Annotated in this window: 10 protein-coding genes; all 10 read right to left on the bottom strand. The window is 64.3% G+C overall.

Annotated elements, in window-relative coordinates; translation table 11 throughout:
• Positions 1-243, bottom strand: a 243-nt coding sequence (locus BLW40_RS16685) for a DUF4372 domain-containing protein (protein WP_139305609.1), incomplete at its 3' end; no start/stop codon positions are given.
• A 331-nt stretch (positions 244-574) separates the two neighbouring features.
• Entirely contained in the window at positions 575-13,645 is a 13,071-nt protein-coding gene (locus BLW40_RS16680; RefSeq protein ID WP_083386850.1) for a filamentous haemagglutinin family protein, read from the bottom strand.
• 35 nt (positions 13,646-13,680) lie between these two features.
• Positions 13,681-14,151, bottom strand: a complete 471-nt coding sequence (locus tag BLW40_RS16675) for a YbjN domain-containing protein (protein ID WP_074770662.1) — start codon at positions 14,149-14,151, stop codon at positions 13,681-13,683.
• A gap of 11 nt (positions 14,152-14,162) precedes the next feature.
• The gene (locus BLW40_RS16670; RefSeq protein ID WP_139305646.1) at positions 14,163-15,056 is read right to left on the bottom strand and encodes a peptidylprolyl isomerase; all 894 of its coding nucleotides are present in this window, start codon (positions 15,054-15,056) and stop codon (positions 14,163-14,165) included.
• A 115-nt stretch (positions 15,057-15,171) separates the two neighbouring features.
• Entirely contained in the window at positions 15,172-15,804 is a 633-nt protein-coding gene (locus tag BLW40_RS17525) for a hypothetical protein (protein ID WP_074770657.1), read from the bottom strand.
• A gap of 2 nt (positions 15,805-15,806) precedes the next feature.
• Positions 15,807-17,513, bottom strand: a complete 1,707-nt coding sequence (locus BLW40_RS16660; RefSeq protein WP_074770655.1) for a putative porin — start codon at positions 17,511-17,513, stop codon at positions 15,807-15,809.
• Between the two features lie 38 nt (positions 17,514-17,551).
• The gene (locus BLW40_RS16655) at positions 17,552-18,313 is read right to left on the bottom strand and encodes a TonB C-terminal domain-containing protein (RefSeq protein ID WP_074766815.1); all 762 of its coding nucleotides are present in this window, start codon (positions 18,311-18,313) and stop codon (positions 17,552-17,554) included.
• Positions 18,314-18,317: 4 nt separating this feature from the next.
• Entirely contained in the window at positions 18,318-18,719 is a 402-nt protein-coding gene (locus tag BLW40_RS16650; protein WP_074766817.1) for an ExbD/TolR family protein, read from the bottom strand.
• Positions 18,720-18,723: 4 nt separating this feature from the next.
• A complete protein-coding gene (locus BLW40_RS16645) occupies positions 18,724-20,619 on the bottom strand; it encodes a DUF2341 domain-containing protein (protein ID WP_074766819.1) in 1,896 nt (631 codons plus the stop codon).
• A gap of 43 nt (positions 20,620-20,662) precedes the next feature.
• The coding region (locus BLW40_RS16640; protein WP_074770653.1) for a ShlB/FhaC/HecB family hemolysin secretion/activation protein at positions 20,663-22,154 on the bottom strand (1,492 nt) is incomplete at its 5' end.

Raw genomic sequence — 22,154 nt, 5'->3', positions numbered from 1 at the left:
CGAGCGTGACACCGTGCGCCCGCCCACATGGTAGAGACGGGCCGCGTGGCTCTCCAAGCCGCCGACGATCTCGCGGAGGCTGGTTGCTCCCGAAAGCTGGCCGTACAAAAGCGCGACAAACTGACTCTTCGTCGAAAGACGACGGACATGCTTGTCCGCCCTGTGCTCGCTGACCAGACGGTCGAACTCACCCCACGGAACATGCTTCAAAAGGTCGTGAAGAACGCTATTCTTGTGTCGCACGGTGTTGGCTCCAATTTCGTGTCCAGGAGACGCGCCAACGTCTGAACACGAGTAGAATCAACGCCGTGCACTTAGTCCAGAAATTTAAACCGGACAGCCGTGGGTCAAGCCCGAGCAAGACGAAGAAAAACGGCCTTGCACAGGACGAAGAAAAGCGCCCCGCGCAAGACGTAGAAAAAACGCTCTGCGCAGGACGATGGGTGGATACGCTCTGCGTCATCGGCACAGCCCCTCGTCCGCTGGCGGGAGAGGGGGGCATCGCGACGCGGTGGGTGGATGAGGGTGGGGGCGGGTTACGTCTTGATACGCCCCCACCCCCCTCAACGACGGATCACCGGCGAAGTGTGGTGTCGCTCTCGCCCAGGCTGGTGAAGCGGACCGCGCCGTTGGGGTTATAAAGGCTGCTGCGCTCGCGTTGCTGCCTTCTGTCCGAATCGCTGCCATCGCCGCCGCCATACCCGACCACTTCGAAGGTGATGATCGACGGCAGATCGGTGTTGCGCGGTCCGGTCTGGCGCGAGACCCGCGCCGCGTCCTCGGCCGCGCCCGCCGCCGCCGCCGCCGTGTCCGAGGCCGAGGTCAACGCCCCAAGGTTCGGCCCGACCGCCACCGGCACGCCAAAGCTTTGCCCGGCGACACTGATATTGTCGGCATTGCGGACCTGATAAGCGAGGATCGACAGATTGCCCGCCACCCGGATGCCGGCGTCGCCGGCATCGACGGTGCCGCGCGGTGCCAGCATATAGACATCGGGGGCGGTGATCCCGGCCTCGGGCTGGAAGGCGGCGATGCCCGCACCGGCGACACCGGCCTGTTCGTCGATTTCGGCGAAGAGGTTCCAGTCGAACCTCAACGAGATGGGCGGATAATTGGCCGATGTTTTCGGCCCCTGCCCGGCGTTCAGGTCGGCATTCGACGACCACAGCACGATGTCGCCGCCATTCTGGGTGAACAGTCGGCTTTGGTTCAACACCAGGCTGCCATCGGTAAAGCTGTCGATTTCACCGCCGCGAAGGGTAATGATGCCTTCCAACCCCACCGGTATGCTGTCGATTCTGACGGTTCTATAATTCGCCCAACCATTCTCGCCGGTATAGATGGGCCAGTAATAATTGCGCCGTTCCGCCTGGGTGCTGGTGCGGACCACCGATCCGGCCAGGATGTCGCCGCCGGGGCCGATCAGGCGGATATCGCCGCCACGGGTGGTTTGAAGGGTGGCCAGGCGCAGGTCAAGATCGCCGGTATGGACCCGGGCGGTGTCGCTGGCGCCGCCCTCCAGGCCGTTGGCGGTGTAGCCGTTGGCAGCGGGGAACAGGGCGTTCACCGCGTCATACCCCCGGCTGTATTTTTGATAGGACGGGCTGGTGGTCACCGCCACCTGCTTCAATTCGTTGAAATAGACCTTGGACAACAAGAACACCCGCTGTTCCAGCGGCGACAGTTTCAAAAACTCGGCATAGGCCTGATCGTCGCTGATATCGGTGGTGTGATAGGCGTCGGTCAGCTCTTCGCTGTGCCGCGCCTGCATCCACGCCACCAGATCGGCCCCATAGCCGCCCCAGGTCAACGCCCCGGCATTGGTGGGATTGACATAGATCTCGCGGAAGCTGTCATAGGCCGGGCCAGTTTTGCCCAGACCGAACATCACGTAAAGATCGGCACCGCCGGACGTGACCACCGCGTCTTTCAGCCAGGGATTCCAATCGTAGCCGACCGAAAGCACCCCGCCGCCATAGGCATAGGATTTCCAGTCGGTTCCCATTCCCTTCATGTCGATCGTGACGTTGGCGGAATTGAGGAACGGGCCGATGTTTCCTCCCGCTTCAAGGAAAAACGAACCGGGGCCGCCGATGACGAAGGTGTTGCCCTGAACCACCGCCGCAGAGACGGACGGTCCGGCGGGCGAAATCGTTGACGAAGCAACAATCGCCGAGGTGGCGGTGATGTCGCCTGCGGCGGCAATGCGGGTGATGTCGGTGGCCGACAGGTTCTGGCCAAAGAACACCATGTTGACGATGTCGCCGCCCGAGACGACGCGCGCCTGCTTGGGCGACACCAGGGTCACGTCGGTGATGTCGCCCCCGGCAAAGACCATCAGCGGGTTTTTGTCGTCGCGGTGGGTGATGTCCTGATTGTGATAGAGGTTCAAGGTGGCCAGGGTGGTCCGGGAATTGACGGTGGGGAAGATCGCCCCGTTCAGCCCGTTGGAATTGTAAAATGGCCCCGGTACATAGGCGGGATCGGTATCGAGCATCACCAGGCTCACCGTCCCGATTTCCCCCCCGGCCAGCAACACCAATTGGCCATCGGCCGCAGGCATCATCAAGATGCTGGCGCGTTGGGACGGATAAAGGGGATTTCGGAAGGTCAGATCGCCGGTCAGGGCGGCCAGGGTCACGCTGCCGGGCCATCCCGACGCACCGATATCGATGTCGCCCCCGGCGGTCACGTTCAGGGTAGCGACCTTAGACCATTGGGGAGAGGTATTACTCCCTATCAGACTGGCATTGCGCGCGGCGGCGATGGTGGCGGTGGCATTGAGGTAATACAGGCGGGTTTGTTTGGTCCCGCCCGAGGACGAGGCGATGTCGCGTTGCGCCGTCACCGTCGCGTTCCCCGATGCGACGGAGATCACCCCGCCCAGGATGTCGCGTCCGGCGGTTACGGAAACATCGCTGTCGTTTAGGAATTGGATGCCGTTGGCGGTGCCATCGACGGAGACGGTGCGGGTTGCCGTGTTTGCCGCCACCACCACGGTATCGATGTCACGTCCGGCCGAAACGGCGATGTCGCCGCCGGCCAGGGCGCCAATCCCAGTGGTGAACAGGGCGGGGGACGTGGAGAAAGGATCACCCGAGCCGTTCCGTCCCAGCACGTCCTTGCCGGCCGTGATGGACAGATCGCCGCCATCGACCAGATACAATCCTCCAGCGCTGGGAGTGGCGTTCAATGTCACGGTCGCGGGCGTGTTGGTGGCGACATTGACCGCCGTGACCGTTTTGCTTTCGGCGCGTTGCCCGGCGGTATAGACCGCCACCGCATTCGCGGTGCTGTTGACGGCTTCCCCGGCGGTCAGATCGACAGTACCGGCGGCGGCGATGCCGATATCGCCGGTGCCGGTCCGGATCAATCCCGGAACCTTGGTGGTGGTGGTGGTCCCCCCGCTCGCCTCGGTCGGAAGGATCGGGTCAAAATAGGTGTTAAGGATATAGTCAAAGGTCTTGAGGCTGACCAGCAGCGCGAGTCTGGACACGTCTTTGGTCGTATAGGGATTGTTTTTAGCCGTCCCAGCCACTCCAACCACGGTGAAGAAATCGTTTCCGCCGGTAATCGCCGTCCCATCCTTTGCCGTATATGTGGCGCTGGCCCCGGTGACGGTGGTCGCGTTGCTGTAATAGAGCGCATAGAGATAGGGGTCGGCCCCGCTTTTGACGTAATCGCGGAACGTCACCCCGGTCCAGCCGTCCTTGCCATCGGCCGAGGGGTTGAGCGTCCTCCCGAATGTGGCGGAGCTTATGTCTAAATCGACAAAAATAAGATCGGAGAGCGAGTCGATCATGTAGTTTGGATCGGACGTGGACTTGGCGGAGACAAGGACGGTGGGGCCATTTCCTCCCAATGATTTCTGGTAATAATTTCCGATGGTTGTTCCAAAATATAATCCATATCCATTGTTAATCATTCCATAGTTAAGGTTTGAATTGTTAAGTGCGTTTTCCAGCCAATCCGATGCGGATGAATAAATGCCTTCTCTGTATTCCCTTATGGGCGATCTGAAGAATGTGTAATTATAAACGTATTTTGTTGTGGTTCCGCTGGTGCTGGTTGTGTAGCTGTAGCCATTGACGATGACCGATCCGGTTGATGCCGGATTGGTTCCCGTTGGCTCGGTTCCCGTCTTCAAATCGGCCCCCTGGCGCGAGACCGCGGCTCCGCCCACCAGCCGATAGGAGGACGACGTCATCTGGGAACTGGCATCGACGGTCGGCAGGAGATCCATCGAGGCGAAGGGATTGCCGGTCTGCGGCGGCGCGGCGCTGTTGGCCGAGGGCGAATAGGGTACATAATCGAGGGGATCGGCGGCGACGGCGGGGATCGCGGTTCTCGCGGTGAAGTCCTGGAATATATCCCCGCTGGTATTCAGGGAAAACATGAACCCATCTGCACCATATGTCGGATACCCAGCTGCATATGTGGTCGTATACCCTGAGGAAAAGGAGACGATGTTCGATCCCGCGATACCGGTCTTAGACAGGAGATAGGTTTCGTTGCTCGTGTCGCGGAACGAGAAGAACCCATCATTGATGATGCCGTTGATGGTCAGATCGCCGCCGGATCGCAGAGTCAGGACCGGTGCTTCGCCGACGATACTTTGACCGGTGCGGTACAGCATCGCGGTGTATTTCGACATCACCTCGGACTCGGCTCCCGAAACGACGTAATCGACCGATGTGCCGTTATAGCTTTCGGACTGCATCAGCCCGGCGGTGGAGGCCTTGGTCACGTCCACCGCACCGGCGGCAAGGTTCCAACTGGAGGCGAGGGTGATGTTGCCCTCATAGGCCAATTCCACCCCCGGCGCGGCGTGGAAGATCGAGGCCCCGTCGGCATCCGTCAGCGTGTCGAGGCCGCCCAGATTGGCCGAACTGGCGGAGATGTCGAAATCCTGGACGAAGCTGACCACTGTCTCATGCGTCCCGCTTTCGTCGCGGTCGCTGAGGAAGTTCAGCCCGCTCACCACGGTCGGGACCAGGGCGCAATTGCCTCCGCCGCTGCCGCACAGGGCCGAAAGGGTATCCATCCCCGCCGCCGCGTTCAGGGTGATGCTGCCGTTGCTGAGGGTGACGCCGGTGAAGTTGGTGCTGTTGGCCACCTTGGCCAGATCCCAGCGGCGGAAGCCCTCGACCGTCACCTTGCGCGCGCCCTTCACCGAGCTTGCGGCATCGTCGATCTGGATATCGACGGTCTGCTGCCCGCCTGCATCGACGATTGGGGCGCGGAAGGTCACCGTGCCGCCGACATCGGCATCGACGTAATAGGAGCCCAGCCCGCTGTCCAGCGGGATCAAGCGGTTGGCGGTCTGGGTGGCGCCGACATTGATCACCGCGCCTCGTTTCACCAGGATGGTTCCGCTGGTGCCGGTGACCGCGCCGTCGGCGGTCGAACCGGTGACGGTGGCGAAATCGGTGCCGAGGGTGACATCGCCGCCCTTGGCCTGACGCGGATCGGTGCTGGCATAGCCCTTCGCATGGGCGTCCAGCCTGGACGTCGCCTCCAGGGTGACTCCTTCCCGGCCGTACAGGGTGATGTCGCCGCCATTGACGCCGGACGTGTCGATGATGCCGCCAATGGCAACCCGGCCCCCGTCGGCGGTCAGGACGACCGAGCCCGAGGTCAGCGTCTCTCCGGCGGACAGGACCAGATCGCCGCTCAGGGTGTGCACCTCGAACCCGCCGGTGAAGCCCTTGCCCGCGATCAGGGTGTTCAGCGGCACCAAAGCGGCCGGACCATTGCTTTCCAGCGCGAACACGCCGCCGGTTGCGCCGCTGCCGTCGATCGTGCCGTCAAAGATCACGTCGCCCGCCACGGCGGACAGTTCCAGCCGTCCGGCGCTGCCAGTCCCACCCTTGACCGAAACCGTGGTGCCGCTGCCGATATCAATGTCCCCGGCCTTCGCGGTCAGGCTGACCCGTCCCGCCGCCGCCGTCGCACTCGTCGAATCGGTGCTGTCGCCGAAGCTGGCGGTATAGGACGGGGCTTCGACCACTGCCCCATTCCTCAAAGTAATGCCGGTCTCGGAGACGATGTCGATCGACCCGGCGCTGGCATGGAGTGTGGTGCCGCTGATCTCGACCGCATTGCCCTTGAGAACCAGACCGGCGCCGGGAATGCCGCCCAGTTTGGCCAGTTCGATGCTGCCCGCCCCCACCGTGTTGATTTTCAGCGCGCTTTGCGTCGCCAGGGTCAGGCTGGGAATGATTGTGCTGCCCGCCGCAGCGCTTGAGGCGCGGTCGCCGAGATAGGGGGTGTGCAGGGTCAGGGACGCCGACCCGGTGTCCAGACCGCCCGCCGCCCCGGTGGTGAAGATGCCCTTCTTCGCCGTCAGATCGACCCCTCCCGCGAAGAAGTTCTTCGTCGATACGGCGGTCTCGGTCTTCAAGACATAGGCCGACGCGGTCGGGATCGAGATGGTGAGAGGCGTCGCGATGACGATGCTCTCACCCGCCGCCACGGTGTAATTGGCCAAGCCGGCACGATATGTCAGCGATTTGCTGACGACGAAGGATTTCCCGCTGGCCTCGATCGAGGGCGAGCCGGAAACGGTGATTTCCGTCCCGGCGGCCAGAATGCCATCGGCGAGCGCGGTCGGGCCGATCAGCCCGGTGCCGTTGGTCAGCGACACCACCATGCCCTTTGGCAGCAGAATCTGGGCGTCTTCGGCGAGAACGCCGTTATTGGCGGTGATTGCGGTTCCCTTCGGCAGGGTGACCATGATATCGGCGGCCAGAGTCGCGGTGGCGGCTCCGGTGGTGGTCGCCTTGGTGGCGATGGTGCCGCCCGAGAACAAAATCTCGTTCGCCGCGATCGACAGGGTTCCGTTGTTGCTCTCGCACGAGGTGCAGACCCGGTTCGACGTTCCGCTGTTGCCCAGCGTCACCGTGGTCGCGCTGACCGTGACGGCTCCGCCTTCGGCTCCGGCCAGGGTGCTGGCGTCGAAGCGGATGTTGCCGAAACTGTAATTGCCATCGGCGAAGTCGATCGAGGTCTGCGAGCGCAGCGTCAGCCGTCCCCCGCTCTGGGTGAGAACATTGATCATATCCGGGGTGACGATCGCGCCGGTATATCCGGGAATGGCGCCGATGCCGATCCGTCCCGCGCCCATCGCCACGCTTGTGGCGTTTTTGATTTTCAGGGCGTTGGAGATGCTCATCGTCCCCGACGTGTCGAACATCACCGACGTGCCCGAGATCGTCGCCGCGCCGACGCTCAGATTGGCCTGTTCGGTGTAGTTGGTCCGGTCGGTCAGGCGTTCCGGACCATTGGCGGCTCGCACCATGATTCCGGTGCCGGGGGTGGTGCTGTCGCCGATCACATAGGCCCCGGAGCGGGTGTCGGCCATCGTCCCGCTTGCCGTGATCGCGGACCCATCGGCCAGATCGATGCTGCTCTTGGCGGCCAGAACGATTTCCGGAGCGGTGAGCGGATGGTCATCGTCATTGGCGAGGGTGATCGAGGTGGCGCTGACGCTCAGACTGGTGGTGCCGTCGGACTTGTCCGTGCGGACCGCGCCGATCAGCAGACTTTCCGCGTTGAGGTTGCTCAGGCTGTCGGCGGAAATATAAAGCGTGCCGGTGGGCACGGTTGCGTTGTCTGCCGTCCCGATCAGGATGTCCGTTCCCCCGATATCGACCTTGCTGCCGCGTCCGTCCTCGCCCGCCGCCGCAGAGACATGCGCCTTGATGATCAGGCTGGTGATCGCGTCCAGCACCAGCCGCCCGGCATCGACCGGCAAGGCCGGGGTGACGGTTCCTGCCTCGGTTGCCAGTTCGCTGAAATAGTCGTTGGCCGAGGTGAGCGTGATCGTCGAAAATTTCTTGAAGACGGATTGCGACTGGACCGCGAACAATCGCAGGGTCGGTTCCGACGCTCCCGACAGGGCGTCGCCGAACACGCCGGTGGCGAGCACGGTGCCGTCGGCGCGGGTGGAGTAGCTGCCCAATGCCCGGGTGGTGGTGGCGGTCTGTTCGACCACCAGCACTCCGCCCGGCAAGCTGGCGTATTGCGCTGGCAGCAGGGTGTACCATTTGAGCCCGTCGCCCAGATTCAACTGGACCCGTTTCCCCACCTCCGACGCCGAGGTCAGGCTGGCGTAATTGGCGGAATAAACCGGATCGTAGGCGGCCACGCTGGCATCGGACAGGCCGGGGACGATCGCATAAGCCGTGGCGCACCCGGCATAGGTGCAGCCGGTTTTGCTGGTATAGGGATCGCTGTTGTAGGTGTTGAGGACATCGCGCGATCCGCCGGTGCCGGCCGAGAATTCATAGGCGGTGGCGTCGCCGCCGCCCGAAATATTGAGGGTCGCCCCCGCTTTGACATCGATCTCATCGCCCCGCAGGGTCATGACCTTTTCCGGAAGCGCGGAGAGCGCGGTTCCGCCATTGGGGGTGAAATACCATTCCGTCCCATCCGTGGTGGTGCCGTAGGGGATGATGAGACCGTTGGCCGAAACTTCGGTATAGCTGCCGGTGTCGAGGGTCAGGGTTCCGGTGGTGGCGTCGAGGGTCAGACTGCCCAACGGCACCCGGATCACGCCGCCCTGGTGGATCACGCTGCCGGTGACGGTCAGGGAGCCCCCGGCCGAGTAGGGTGCCGCCGGTGCGCTGCCGCTGGTGGCGCGCGTAAACGTGATGGCCCCGGTCGCGCCGATGGCAAAGGTGGAGCCGGTGGTGGGGTAGATTTGGGCCGCTTTGATCGAAAGCGCGCCGTTGACCGCAAGCCGACCGGTCAATGGCGTATCCGTCGCGGCGGTTCCAAGGTAGGAGACATTATAATCCTGCACACCGCTCAGGCGCAGGTCGCCCTGGCTGATCAGGTTGGTCGTCGCGACCGAGCGATCGAACAGCACCGCACCGGCAATATCAAAGGCTTTGGTCGCGGTCAGGGTCACCGTGTTGGTGGCCGATGGGGTTCCCGACGTCGTGGACGACAAGACGTCCATTGAACTGAGCAGGCCGATATAAGGGGCGGTGATATCAAGAGTCCCGCCGGACCACAGGGTGACGGCGTTGGTGTTGGACTGGGTGGGCGAGCCCGTCAACACTCCTGAATTGAACGGTCGCGAGGTCACGAACAAGGCCCGGTCCAGGACCAGGGACACATTTCCATCTGACCCCAGGCGGCCCCGGGCATTCAGGGTGGTGAAGCCCGCCGCCTTGATCTGGTCGGCCGCCAGTTCGTTGGCCGCGTTGGTGGTGCTTTGGGTCAACACCACGTCGGCGAGGTCGAGAGTTCCCCCTTCGGCCTGGCTCGATCCTCCCTTGGCGCTGATCGTTGCGTCGGAGGCGATGGTAAAGCCGTTGGGCGCGGATATGGTGCCAGCGTCGCTCCACACCGCCTGCGAACTGCCCTGAGTCAGGGAGAGAACCGACTTCAGGCCGGACGCCGAGACCGTCGTCACGGATTGGGTGAAGGTGTCCGACGCGCCGTCCAGGGACAGGCTGGCCCCGGACGCGATCTCCAGCGTGCGGCCGGTCTTTAACGTCCCCACGGTTTGCAGAAAGGTGCTGAGGCGATCGGTCTGGTAAAACCCGTCGGTGCGGTTGCTGAGGGCGGCCGCGGTGGCGATGGTGCCGCCGCCATAGACCGCGCCGGTTCTGATGCCAAGACCATTGGCCCCGGTAGCATAGGGGTTGAGCACGCTGACGCCCGACAGATCGGTGACGCTGCCGCTCGTCAGCACGATTCCGTCCGAAGCCTCCATCTCGCCCAGAAGATAGACAAAGGAATGGTAGGCGACCGAGGCGTTGGAGCTATATGGATCGGCAATCGACGTCTTTGCCTCCAGAATGGTGCCGTCGGCTTCGATGCTGAAAATGTCGTCGAGATCGTGACCCGCATAGACCGTCACCGGCGCAACCGCTTTGGGGTCGAGGATCGACGGCAGGGTTTGATTCTGGAGGATCACCCCGCCGGGCAGACGGATCAGTCCCTGATTCTTCAGTTTGGCGACGGTCAGGGTCGCGCCGGGGGCGGCGGAAATTTTGCCACCTTGCTCAACGACCAGTTCGACCATCCCGTCCAGGGTCAGATCGACCGGCTTCTGGTCCCACATGTTGGTGGGGACGGCGGCCGTCAGGATCGAGGCGACATCCCCGCCGCTGGCCAATTGCCGCAACGCGGTGGTCTGGGATTCGGACAGAACCGAGGGCAGCAGCGACTGGCTGAGAGTGAGGGTCTCGCCCGCCTTGATGGTAAAGGTCTGGGTCGTCAGGATCGCGTTGTATCCGCCCAGGCTGTTGCCGCTCGCGTTGGTCAGGGTGTTGGGCAGCAGGTCGGTCTTGTACGAGGTGATGGCGTAGGCGCTGAAGCCCTTTTGGAAAAAGCTGAGGGGAAGGGCGGTGGCCAGGGCCGATTCGGTGCCCGATCCGCTGCCGAATTTGATTTCGGGCGACCATAGGGTGAAGGTGCCGCCACCGGCAAATCCGGCGGCGCGGATGCTGTCGGGGTTGAATGTGACGGTCGAATTGATCTTGTCCGGATTGACGGCAATGCCGACCGTTATGTTGTTCGAATTGACGAAATGTCCCCGGAATCCGCCGACCTGACCGATATAGGAAAAGGCCCCCAGGCCCTCATGCGTTACGGTCTGGAAGTAGGCGGTTTGATTGATCAGGGAAAGATCGCCGCCTTTGCCGGTCAGGTGCAGCCTGCCGCTCTTGTCCACCCGCCCGCCGCCGGACAGATCGATCAGCTTGGCTTGGTCAATCCGAATGCTGCCGCCGAGATCGGTGGAATGGGACGGGGTGGCGCTGGTGGTGGCGACCTCGGTGTCGATCACGTTGAAGGCGCTGATCATCGAGATCGAGCCGCCGTCGAGATAGGCGTCGCCCTCTACGGCCAATCCGCTTTTGCCGATGTCGTTGACCCATCGTCCCGCCACCGACAAGGTACCGGTGACGACGATATCGAGCGAACCGGGGACAAGGATGTTGTCGTCGCTGCTAAACGCCGACCCCAAGACGTTGGTGTTGGCGAATTTGGCGGTTTCCAGCCGGATTGACCCCGAGGGCACCGATACCGTCCCGGCAATGGTGATCGAGCGACCGGCATAGGCGTCGAACGTACCGCCCGGAGACAGGCTGACCGTGGCGTTTTCGGCGACGCTGATCTTTCCGCTGCTCCACAGCGAGACCTGGGCCAGCCCGGACTCGCTCAACAACCGGTCGGACAGGATGGTCTTGCCATCGGCTCGGGCGTAATCCTGGTCGGCCACCACGACGATATCGCTGCCGCCAGCCCCCACTATCGCGCCGGAATCGGCGTCGGCGTCCCCCACCAATTGGAGGAACAGCATGCCGTCGGAGGGGCGCTCGCTCCTGGCTGCCTGGAGGGCGCGCAGATCACCATAGACCGACGATGTGGCGGTTCCGGCGGTTCCCTTGGCGAGTTGCTGCTCTCCGGCATAGGCCGCCGCGCTGATGCTGCCCTCGATCACCGCCAGTGCCGTTTTGATCGTGATCGTCCCGGCGTCGCTGCCTTCGCGATAGCTGGCGGTCGTTCGACCGGTTAAGCCCTTGGTGATGGTTTTCCAGGTTTCGACGACCCCCCAGCGGCCATGCGTGATGCTGGCCCCGGTATAGACCGACAGATAGCTGTCCGACAGGGAGGCGGTACCGATGTCCACGACGCGCCCATCCGTGGTCAAAAGCTGGCTGGTCTTGATCTGGCCCGCCTGATAGGTGACCCAGCCGCCGGAAACGTCGATCAGCGCGCCTTTGTTGACCGTCACGCTGGCAGCCGTGGCGGGTGAGGCGGTGCTTGCCGTCGTCACCCCGCCGGTGCCCAAGATGACCGTGCCGCCCTTGGTCATCAACTGAGCGGCGGAAACACCGACCGCCTCGTAATAGGCGGCGGCCGAAATCAGCGGCGAGCCGATCCAGGCGACGCCGTCCTCGCGCACGCCCGACAGGCGGGCGTCGATCATGATCGTCTTGCCGTTGAGCAGGCTGGACTGATAACCGCCGCTGTCGGCCAGTTCGTTGCCCTTCAGCGGAATCGACAAATTGTAGGCGGAGATCGGCACCGAGACGTTTTTCAGCCCGGACACGTCGATCACCGCGCCGTCATTGACGGTGACGTGGGTTTCGCCCCCGATGAAGCCGGCCCCGGATGTCGCACCGATCACGACGGAGCCGGAGGGTGCTGCGATCAGCGCGCCCGCAGTCCCGTCAGGGGCCGTGCCCGCCAGAACGATGTTGGAAGGCGAGTTGCCGATGCGCACTTGCGAGGGCTTGACGGCGGCAAGCGAGGTCGCGCTCTGGGTAATCGTCTCGCCATTGTCATCGGGGGCGATGCGGATGACCGAGCCCGCCTCCAGCGTGATCGTGTTTCCGTAAAGGTCGATGGTGCCGTTGGCCGAGACGCTGGAGGTCGAACTCAGAATCCCCGAATTGACGACGGTGCCGGAGGTGGAGCGAATTCCGTTCGCGGTGCCGGCGGAATCGTAATGCGGAGAGCCCCCGCCCAGACTGATATAGCCGCGATCGGCTTCGATCACCCCGCGATTGACCACCTTGCCGGCGCTGCTGAAGATGGCATATCCCCGGATATTCTGGTCGATCGAGCCCGAGCTTCCCTTCGAGGCGTAGAGCGTCAAGTCGCTTGAAACTCCCGTCCCCAACCCGGCAAGGCTGACCTGACCGTCTGCCGCCGACAGATGCCCTTCGTTGGTCACGGTGGACGCGGCCAGCAGGATCATGCCTTTGCTCGTGCTGGTGATCGTGGCCCCTTTCTCGACCGTGATCTCGGCGTTGATCGGAGCGGTCGCTTCGTCGGTCCTCCCGGAGAACGTGTTGCTGTTCCCCGCCGTCCACGCATCGGTATCCTTGGTTTCGGCATAGCCGGTCAGGCCGTATTCGAGGAATTCCTGATTGCGCTGGGCGATGGTGCGGGCGACAGTTCCGTCCACGCTTCGTCCGATTTCCGCCGTCGTCGCGATCAGCGAGTGGACGTTCACCTGCGATCCGGCCCCAAAGACGATACCGTTCTGATTGATGACGAGAACGGTTCCCTTGGCCGAAATGGATCCCAGGATCTGGCTGGGCGCGGTTCCGCCACCGACGACGCGGTTCAGCGCGACCCAATTGGTGTCGTCCTGGTCGAAGGTCAGTTTGGTATTGGCGCCGACGTTGAATGTCCGCCAGGTCAGGATCGCGCGCGACTGGGTCTGATCGATGGTGACATCGTTGGGATTGCCGCTCGCGGTGGTTGGAGCATTGGCCCCGATCCAGGTGGTCTCGCCGGTGATGGGGTCCAACGCCCCGGTGCCCAGCCCGTTGCCGGTGAAGTTGGTTGAACTGTTGCGGACTGCGGCGGCGGCGGCCTGGGCCTGGGCCATCAGGGCGGCGCGCAACGAGTTGGTGGCCCGGGTCAGGCTGGCATGGGTTGCCGAGGCGGCGGAGACGGCCGCCGCCGACTGGCTTTGGGCGATTGCGGTGGCGTTGGCGGCAGCCTGGGTCGCCTGGGCGTTGGCCAGGGAGGATTTGAGCGAGGCCGCTTCCGCGTCGGCCAGCCCGACGAGGAGGGCAAACACGGAAACCCCGGCCATGACGGTCGCCCGGAACGGGAAGACGCCAGCGGCGGCGGCATACGGTCTGCGGGACGCAACGGAGTGGGTCATGGCCGGGGTTCCTTAAGGAAAGCAGGATCGGGTGGTCAGGCGGCTTTGCTGTCGTCCTCGGACGGGGACGCGGTCAGCTTGGGCAGTTCCTCGCGCAGGAAGGCGATCAGGTGCTGCACCAGCCGGTCCCACAATTCGACCTCAGCGCGCAGGGCGGCGGGGGTGATGCCGTCGAAGGCGACGATGTCGCGGTCGAGACGCAGCAGGTTGGCCTGGAGGTGCAGCCGGGCGAACCGCACGGTGGCGTTCCACTGGTTGACCAGGGCCAGCGGCAAGTCGCCCTCGACCTGGAACGCGGTCTGGAAGGCGGCGTCGGCAAAGGTTCCGGGCTGGTCGGCCCGCGGGTTGAACACCATCAGGGTGAAGGCCAGCCCCCCGGTGGCGGAGCGGAGCGCCGGATCGCCGGTCGGTCCGGCAATCTCCTCGACGCGATAGCCAGCGGCCTGAAGCGCGTCGCGGGCGGTTTCGAGGGAAAGGGGAGAGGTCGGACGCGAAATGTCGGTCATGTCGGTCTCCATTACTTGGTTGATTTCGTGGCCAGCTTGGCCAGAGCCAGTTCGTTGATCGGGGTCGGGTTTTGCTGGTTCAGTTTGGCGAGGTAGGCCTGACGCAGCTGCCCGGCCCGGTTCTGGCGTAGGCGTTCGGCCAGCGCGTCCCGGACCTCGGCGAACGGACGGAGTCCCGACGGCTTGGTATCGACCAGCTTCAGGACATGCCAGCCATCGTCGAGCCGGACCGGATCGGAGATGGAATCCTTGGACAGTCCGGCGACCGCCTGACGGATCTCGGGCACGATCTGCGGCTCGGGCAGCCAGCCCAGGTCGCCGCCGGTCTCGGCATCGCGCGGGCCGTCCGAATGTTCGCGGGCGATCGCGGCGAAATCGGCTCCGCGCGCCTTCAGCTTCTTCATGACCTCGTCGAGCCGGGCCTTGCCCTTGTCCTCGGCCGTCTTGTCGCCCTTGGCCGCCGCGACGAAAATCTGGCCCAGATGGTATTCGCGGGGAGCGAGGAAGGCCGATTTGTTGGCGTCATAGGCGGATTGCACGTCGGAGTCGGAGGGGAATCCGTCCGGCACCTTGGCCACCGATTGCAGGTAAAGCTCGATCAGCGCCGCCTCGCGGACCCGGTCGAGCTGGGTTTTGGTGGCGGCCTGCTGGTCGAACTTCTTTTCCTTGGCCTCTTTCAGCACCAGTTCGCGGACGAGGTAGGCGCGCACGGTCTGATTGAGCAGCGCCGGGTCCTTGGTCACGGTCGCCTGATCGGCGGGGGCCAGGGTGGCGAGATAGTCGCGAACATCGTCGGTGGTGACGTCGTTGCCGCCGATTCGGGCCACGATGTCGGCGGCGAAAGCGGGGGCGGCGGCGGTGGTCAGCAGCAGGGCGAGGGCAAAAGCGGGTCTGATCGGTCGCATCACTATCCTCATGGTCTTGAAGCCCCGGTCCGGGCCGGGAAACGTGGCAGGGTAGCGTTTGGCGCGGCTGGCGGCGCTCCCGCCCGTATGACAATCTTCGCGGCGCTGTCTTCCATCACTGGACCGCCTTTTGGTCGAGCAGCTTGTCCTGGTAATCCTGGACCAGGGACTGCAATTCGACCTTCTTGACGCCGAGAAACGGCTCGCGGTCGAGCAGGGTTTCGGCGATGTCCCGCGCGGCATAGCGGTCGAGGATTTCGGCCCCGACCTTGTAAAGAGCCGCATTTTTGGCCTCGCAGCTTTCAGAGCGGCGGATCAGGGTTTCGGTCTGGCCCGCCAGGTGCGCCCGTTCCGTCTCCTTGGCGCGGGCGACGGCAACCGCCTCCTGATAGGCCGACTTCCACTTCTCCTGAGCCGCGATCGCCTGGGCGACCGTCTCGGAATTGGCGGCGAGGCGGCGGTTGAACTCGGCTTCCATCCGGTCGAGAATCGCCCGGTCGGCGGTCACGGTCCGACCGGAGGCGGGATGGCTGTCCAGTTGCGCCTTCAGCGTCTCGATGAGTTTCTGGTTTTCAGCGTTCTTGGCCTGCAACTGCGTCCGCTCGTCTTCGAGCGCCCGTTGCTGGGTGATGGCCGAGCGCAGCGCATCGCGCAGCCGCGATTCGGTGTCGTCGGAGGCTCTCGCCCCGCCCGGAATCAGACCGGACAGGACGAGAGCGGCGGCGGCGAGGGAGAGGGACCGCCGCATGGTTAAAACCTCGCCGTGATGTCGGCCTGAACCGTATCGACCGAGAAGGGCTGACCGGCGATGCTGTCCGCGCTCATCCAACGCAATCCGGTCCAGACGTTCTTGCCGAGCGCCAGGCTGCCGCCGAGGATGGTGCCCTTGAGGTTGGTGCCGCCCATGCCGAAATCGGAATCCGCCAGCCCATCGACCACCGCGTCGGATTCGAGATATTTGTAGGCAAGGTTGACCGACCAGTCCCACCGCTCGGCCAGCTTCGGCTTGCCTACCGTCAGACGCATCAGATAGCCGGTGCCGCCGCCGTCATAGCCGCCACCGCCGTTGAAATTGTTCTGGAGGTCGTACCGCAGCATCTTCGCCTTGCTGAAGGCGAGGTTGCGGACGTATTCGCCGTCAGTGGTGATGCGGATCGGTTCGAATCCGTCATAATCCAGCCGGGCGGTCAGAGCCAGTTCGTGAAACGGCGTCGCCAGCCCGTAATATTGGTAATCCGCCTTGGTGTTGTCGCCGATATTGTGGCGGAGCGTCATGTAGGTATTGCCCTTCTGGGCAAAGGCCGGCCGACTGGCGTCGCTGGCGCAGGTGGTCTGGCCGTACAGACAATCCTCGACCTGTCCTTCGACGTTGGAATAGCGGTAGTACGCCGCCGCCAGCTTGACGTTGACGTCCTCGGCCGGTTTCCAGGTAGTGCCCGCCTGGGCGCCGTACAGCCATTTGTCGCGACTGGCGACCTTGGTGGTTTCGGTGCTGGAGAGGTTGAGATCGGTGTTGTAGACCGGGAAGGCTCCAACCGTGACGAAGGGCGTAACCCCCGTCGCCACCTCGTAGCGTCCGGAAGCGGCGATGCCGTCGAAGCCGACATCGTCGTCCCAGATCAGGTCGGTGAAAAAGAACGGGTTGTCGAACCGCCCGATCGTGACGGACAAACCCTTGTCCGCGTCCTTGACAGCGTCCCAATGGATGAAGGCGCGGTCGAGCCAGATCTGATATTTGCTGAAATTGCCGCCCGACCCGCCCAGCGACTGATTGGTCGATACCGGCGAGTTGCCGTCGCCGGTGGCGATCCGCATCCCGGTGGTGAAATCGTCGCCGAGATCGGCCTCGACCCCCAACCGGGCGCGCAGGCGGAACCGCTCGCGGTTTTGATCGACGTTGTAATAGGGAATCTTGGTCGCCAGCGCGGTCAGATCGCCGTGGTCGATCGGGGTCGATAGGGCGTTATAGGCATTGAAATTGACGGCTTCGAACGAACCCGGCGCATTGCCGTTGGGATAGTAATCCCCTTCGTAGCGGCCGCGGATGTCGCCCTTGAATCGAATCCGCTCGGTCCATTCCGGATGGGTATTCGGCGCGGCCCACTTTTCCGCCTTGGCCTGAGCCATCACCTGTCCCTTGATCTCGTCGCGCAATTGCTGTTTGACGATCTCGGGGACATAGGTCACCCGCTTGGTGCCGTCGGCGGACGGAGCCGGGGCGGGCTCGCCCCGTGCCGCCCGCGCGGCATCGCGGGCTTCGGCGTCCTTTAAAATGCTGGTCGCCTGGGTTTGGGTGATGACCCCGCTTGCGACCATCGCCTCCAGCATCGACAGCGTGCTGGGAGCGGTTTCGGCCGCCGTCGCTGGCATCGCCGTCGCTGGCATCGCCGTCGCCAGGGCCAACAGCGAGACGGCCAGCGTCAGCCCGCGTCGGGTCAATTTGTTTCCTTCAGTCATCACGCGTCATCCCCTCGAAATCGTCAGCATTGGGTCGGTCAGCCCGGTCGCCGCGCCGTCAGGCGGGCGACGATCGGCATTGGCATGTCCTTGGGCGGCGGTTCCTTGAGTTGCAGATTGGCCAGGATTTCGGTCTTGATGGCGTAATCGACGTCGGAATCGCCGGTCGAGGCGGCCATCTGCACCCGGGTCACCCGGCCGTCCGCGTCGGCCCACAGCCGGATTTCGACCCGGGTCTTGGCCGACCGGGTGCGGCGATTGGCCCGCAACGCTTCTTCCACCTGGGCCTGGACCATCACGGCGTACCACCCCCAGCGCGATCCGCCGCCGCCGCCACTGCCCAGCAGCCCGCCGCCGCCGGGACGACCGGCCAGATTGAAGTCATCGCCCGGTCCGTCCGCCGCCTGGTCCAGCCCCAACGGACCGGGCGGCGGCTGATCGTCGGCGGCCTTGGGCGGCGGTTCGTCCTTGGGCCGGGGTTGTTCCGGTTTGAATTCCGGTTCGATCATCTTGGGCTGCTCGACCATTTTCGGCTGGTCGTGCTGGGGCGGTGGCGGCGGCGGTGGCGGCGGCGGCTGGATGTTGACGATCGTCACCTCGGCGATCCGCTTGGGCGCAGGGCGGGACTCGCCGCTGGTCAGCACCACCACCGTTACGGCCAATCCCACCGCCAGAACCGCGACGAAGGCGAGGGCGGGACCATGCTCGCGCAGGAAGTCGCGGCGGGCGTCCTTGCGTCCCCCGTGCCGGGGAGATGCCGCCAGGGCGTCGGGATCGCGGTCGGGTGAAACGCGGGTCATGGCGTCACTTCACCAACGGCTTGGTGGCAAGGCCGACCTGGGTGATGTTGACCCGCCCCAGCAGGTCGAGCACATCCATCACGCCCTGGTACTGGGCCTGACCGTCGCCCTTGATCACCACCGGGAAGTCGGGGGTCAGCGCCTTTTGGCTGACCAGCCGTTGTTCCAGTTCGGGCAGCGTCACCGGCAGGGTGTCGAGGAACAGCTTGCCCTCGGCGGTCACCGTGATCGCCTTGGTCTGCGGCTTGGCCAGGCTGGGCGCGGCCGAGGCCTTGGGCAGGTTGACCTTCATCCCCTGCACCGAGGCGGTGGTCATGATGATGAAGATCACCAGCAACACATAAGCGAGGTCCAACATCGGGGTGATGTTGATCTCGTCATAGAGCTTGTCGTCGTTGACCTGCATTGCCCTACTCCGCCGACAGGGGGAGCGGCACGGCGGCATGGCCGTCGGCGCGGTGGCGATGGAGTTCGGCCAGACGGGTCACCAGTTCGTCGACGAAGACGTTCATGGTGGCCGCACTGTTCTTGATCCGGGTCAGCAGCCAGTTGTAGCCGAACAGGGCGGGGATCGCGACGGCCAGACCGGCCACCGTCGCCACCAGCGCCGCGGCGATGCCGGGGGCGATGGCGTTGACGTTGACGTCGCCCGAGGCGGCGATGGCGGCAAAGGTGATCATCACGCCGACCACGGTGCCGAGCAGGCCGAGGAACGGCCCGCCCGAAATCGCGATCGTCAGCATCACCATCAGGCGGTTGAGGGACTGGGTCTCGCGGACCTGGATCGAATCGAGGGTGGCGCGGATCGCGGCGATCGATTCGGCGGTGAGGGCACGGCCACGGCCGTTTTTGATGCGGGCGCGGATTTCCTCGGTGCCGGTCCGGTACAAGCGGTACAGCGACGAGGCGCGGACGACGTCGCTGTCGGCCTCGGTCAGCCGTCCGCCCAGACTGGCCACGGCGCGGGGGTCGTCCCGGTCGAGAAAGCTCCAATCGGCGACGGTCTCGCTGTACACCTCGAGGAAGCGGCGGTTGGCTTTCTCCAGCCGACTGAGCGAGACCGCCTTATCGACCATCACCACCCAGCTTAAGGCCGCCATCACCAGCAAAATGGCGATGATGACCCAGCCATCCATCGTCACCGAGCCGAGGATCACCGCGAAATAGCCGCTGACCCAGCTCGATTTCTCTTCGTCGGGACCAAAGCCGAGCAGCTTCGCTCCGTCCGCGCCCTGGCCGATCGCGTCGAACTTGATCGCTCCGGCCGACCGCGCCGTCTTGGCCAGGCGCAGTTCGTCGATCTCGCCGACGAACCCGGCCTGGAGCGGTGCGATCGAGACGGGGGGCGCGCCCTTCGCCGTCGGGAGCGCGACCGGAGCCGGAGCCGGGCTGTCGCCGCCAAGCTGTGCCGGTCCCGCCAGTCCCGGCAGCGCGGCGGCCAGCGTGGCCACCTGGGCCCCGTCGGCATAGAGCGCGATCTGCCCCCCTCCGCCGGCGGTGACGGCAAGGTGATGCCACGATCCCACCGGCAGCGCCGTCGCTCCTTGCGCCCGGCCCGCGCCGGAAATCTCGACGAACGGAGCCCCGCCCGCCAGGCCGATCGTCAGGTATTTTTCCCCGTCGCGGCGCGAGAAGAGTACCGCTTCGGGTTGGGCCGCTCCCGGTTTGACCCAGGCCGACCAGCTCATCGTGCCGCCCTCGGTCCAGGTCAGCGACGGAGCCGCGGGCAGGGTCACCGGGGCCTGTCCGTCGAGCTTCAGGCCGGGTCCGATCAACGCGCCGTCGGCGGCGACGACCGGGGTCAGCGAACCGTTGTTCCACGCCGTCCAATCGCGCGCCGGTTGAGACCGCTCGCCGAAATGATAGGCCAGGGTGGTGTCGGGATCGAAGCTGCCCTTGGCATCCTCGGCCGAGGTCGCCTTGGCGTTGCCGTAATAGACGAAGAACGGAGTCTTGGTGCCGGGCCGGACGTCTTGCAGCCGCACCCAGACGAATGCCTCGCCCAGCAATCCGTCCCACTTCTCGACGTGGAATTTCAGCGGGGTCTTGTCGTCGCCGGCGACGAAGCGCAGATCGGCACCGTCGTCACGTGCCTTTTCGAAGCGGAAATTGCCCGCATGCAGCCGCACCAGGACCGGAACGGTGCCGATCTCATCGGTGATCCCGGCGGCGCTCGCCCCGGTATCGACGGTCAGCGGCTTTCGTTGCGACCATTCGTCGTTCCACCAGGCGTTTGCCGCTCCCGGAACCAGGGCGACCCCGAGCGCCAGGCCGCACAGCATCTTTCGTATCGCATCACGTCGCATCGCGGATTTCCCTATTTTCGTCGCGTTTAGACTTGGATCGCGGTCAGAACTCGCCCCACAGGCGGAAGTGAAGCCGGGGGCTGCCCCGTTTCGTGCTCTCCTGGGCGATCATCGGAATCCCCAGGTCGACAGTGCTGCTGATGTGGTCGAGCAATTTGATCCGCGTCCCCACCCCGTAGCTCCACAGGGTGAAATTCTCGCGCTGCTCTTCCAGCGGGTGCTTGATCGCGAGCCGGGCTCCGTCGAGGAACAGATGGAATCGCCACTCGTTGAGGATGTCGTCGCCCAGCAGCTTCGTCAGGGACGGGGTCCGCAGTTCCGCCGTGCCCGCCATCGCGGTGTCGCCCAGCGCCTCGGATTCCAGATAGCCGCGCACGGTGTCGAGGCCACCGGCCGAGAATTGCTCGGAACTGATCAGGGCGTCGTTGCTCAACTGGCCCTGGACCTTGGCGAAGCCCTGGGTCTCCAGCGGCAGTTCCTGGGTGCGCGAGACGTCGCCGCGGAAATAGAAGAATCCGCCGGTCGCCTTGTAGCGTTTGTTGTCGAATTCTTCCCACTGGCTGCCCGCGGGGCGCAGGTTGAAGGTCACCGCCGCGTTCAATTGCGTCGTCGATTCGGTGCCCATCCAGGTTGCGGCATAGGCTCCGGTCACCGGCCAATAGGTGATCGGCGTCGCGTATCCGTCGGCCTCCGCCAGGGTCACCCGTTCCTGAAAGCGCTTGCGGTCGAGCCCGACCGACAGGGTGTGGTAGAAATCGGTCTGCGGCGGCAGGGAGATGATCGCCCTGGCCCCGATGATGTCGCCCTTGCCCGCGACATTCATGATGCCCAGCGTCGAGACGTCGCTTTCCTGCTTGACCGCATAGCCCAAGAGCGACAGCCACGGCACCGAGGCGAAGCGGGCCAGATACGACCCGGAATAGACCTCGCCGTCCTCAGCCCGGCTGGGCGCCACCTGATAGCCCAGCGTCAGCGAGTGGCCCATCTGCCACAGATTGTCGTAATGGACCGAGCCGTTGAGGCGGAGCTTGGTGGTGTCCTTGCTGTAGCGGTTGTTCAGTTCCAGCGAGGCGTGCAGCGGAAAGGTGTCATCGACATTGAGATCGACATCGACCGTGCCCGGCCTCACCCCCGCTTTCAGCGCCGGAGTCACCCGCCGGTCGGGAATCTGGTTCAGCGCGACGATGTCGGCGGACACCGCGTCGAAATTCGGAACCGTTCCTTCCTTCAACGACGGGGCCGCGTCCTTGATCTCGTCCAAATCGAAATAGCGCGAGCCCTTGACCCGCAATCGCCCGATCTTGCCCTCGACCACTTTCAGCGTGACGATTCCGCCCTTGACCTGCTGCGGCGGAATCTCGACCCCGACGGTCTGAAAGCCTTTGGCGGTGTAAGCCTTTTCCAGCGCCGCGCGGGCGTCCTCGACATCCTTCAGGTTCTTGTCCGGCCCAAGGAACGGATAGACCGCCGCCTCGACCTCGGACTGGCTGAGCAGATTCGCCCCCTCGATCCGGTATTCCAGAATCTCGACGCGC

It is taken from the genome of Magnetospirillum fulvum, from assembly GCF_900108475.1.
Lineage (GTDB): Bacteria > Pseudomonadota > Alphaproteobacteria > Rhodospirillales > Magnetospirillaceae > Phaeospirillum > Phaeospirillum fulvum_A.
This window is presented reverse-complemented; position numbering and strand designations above follow the sequence as displayed.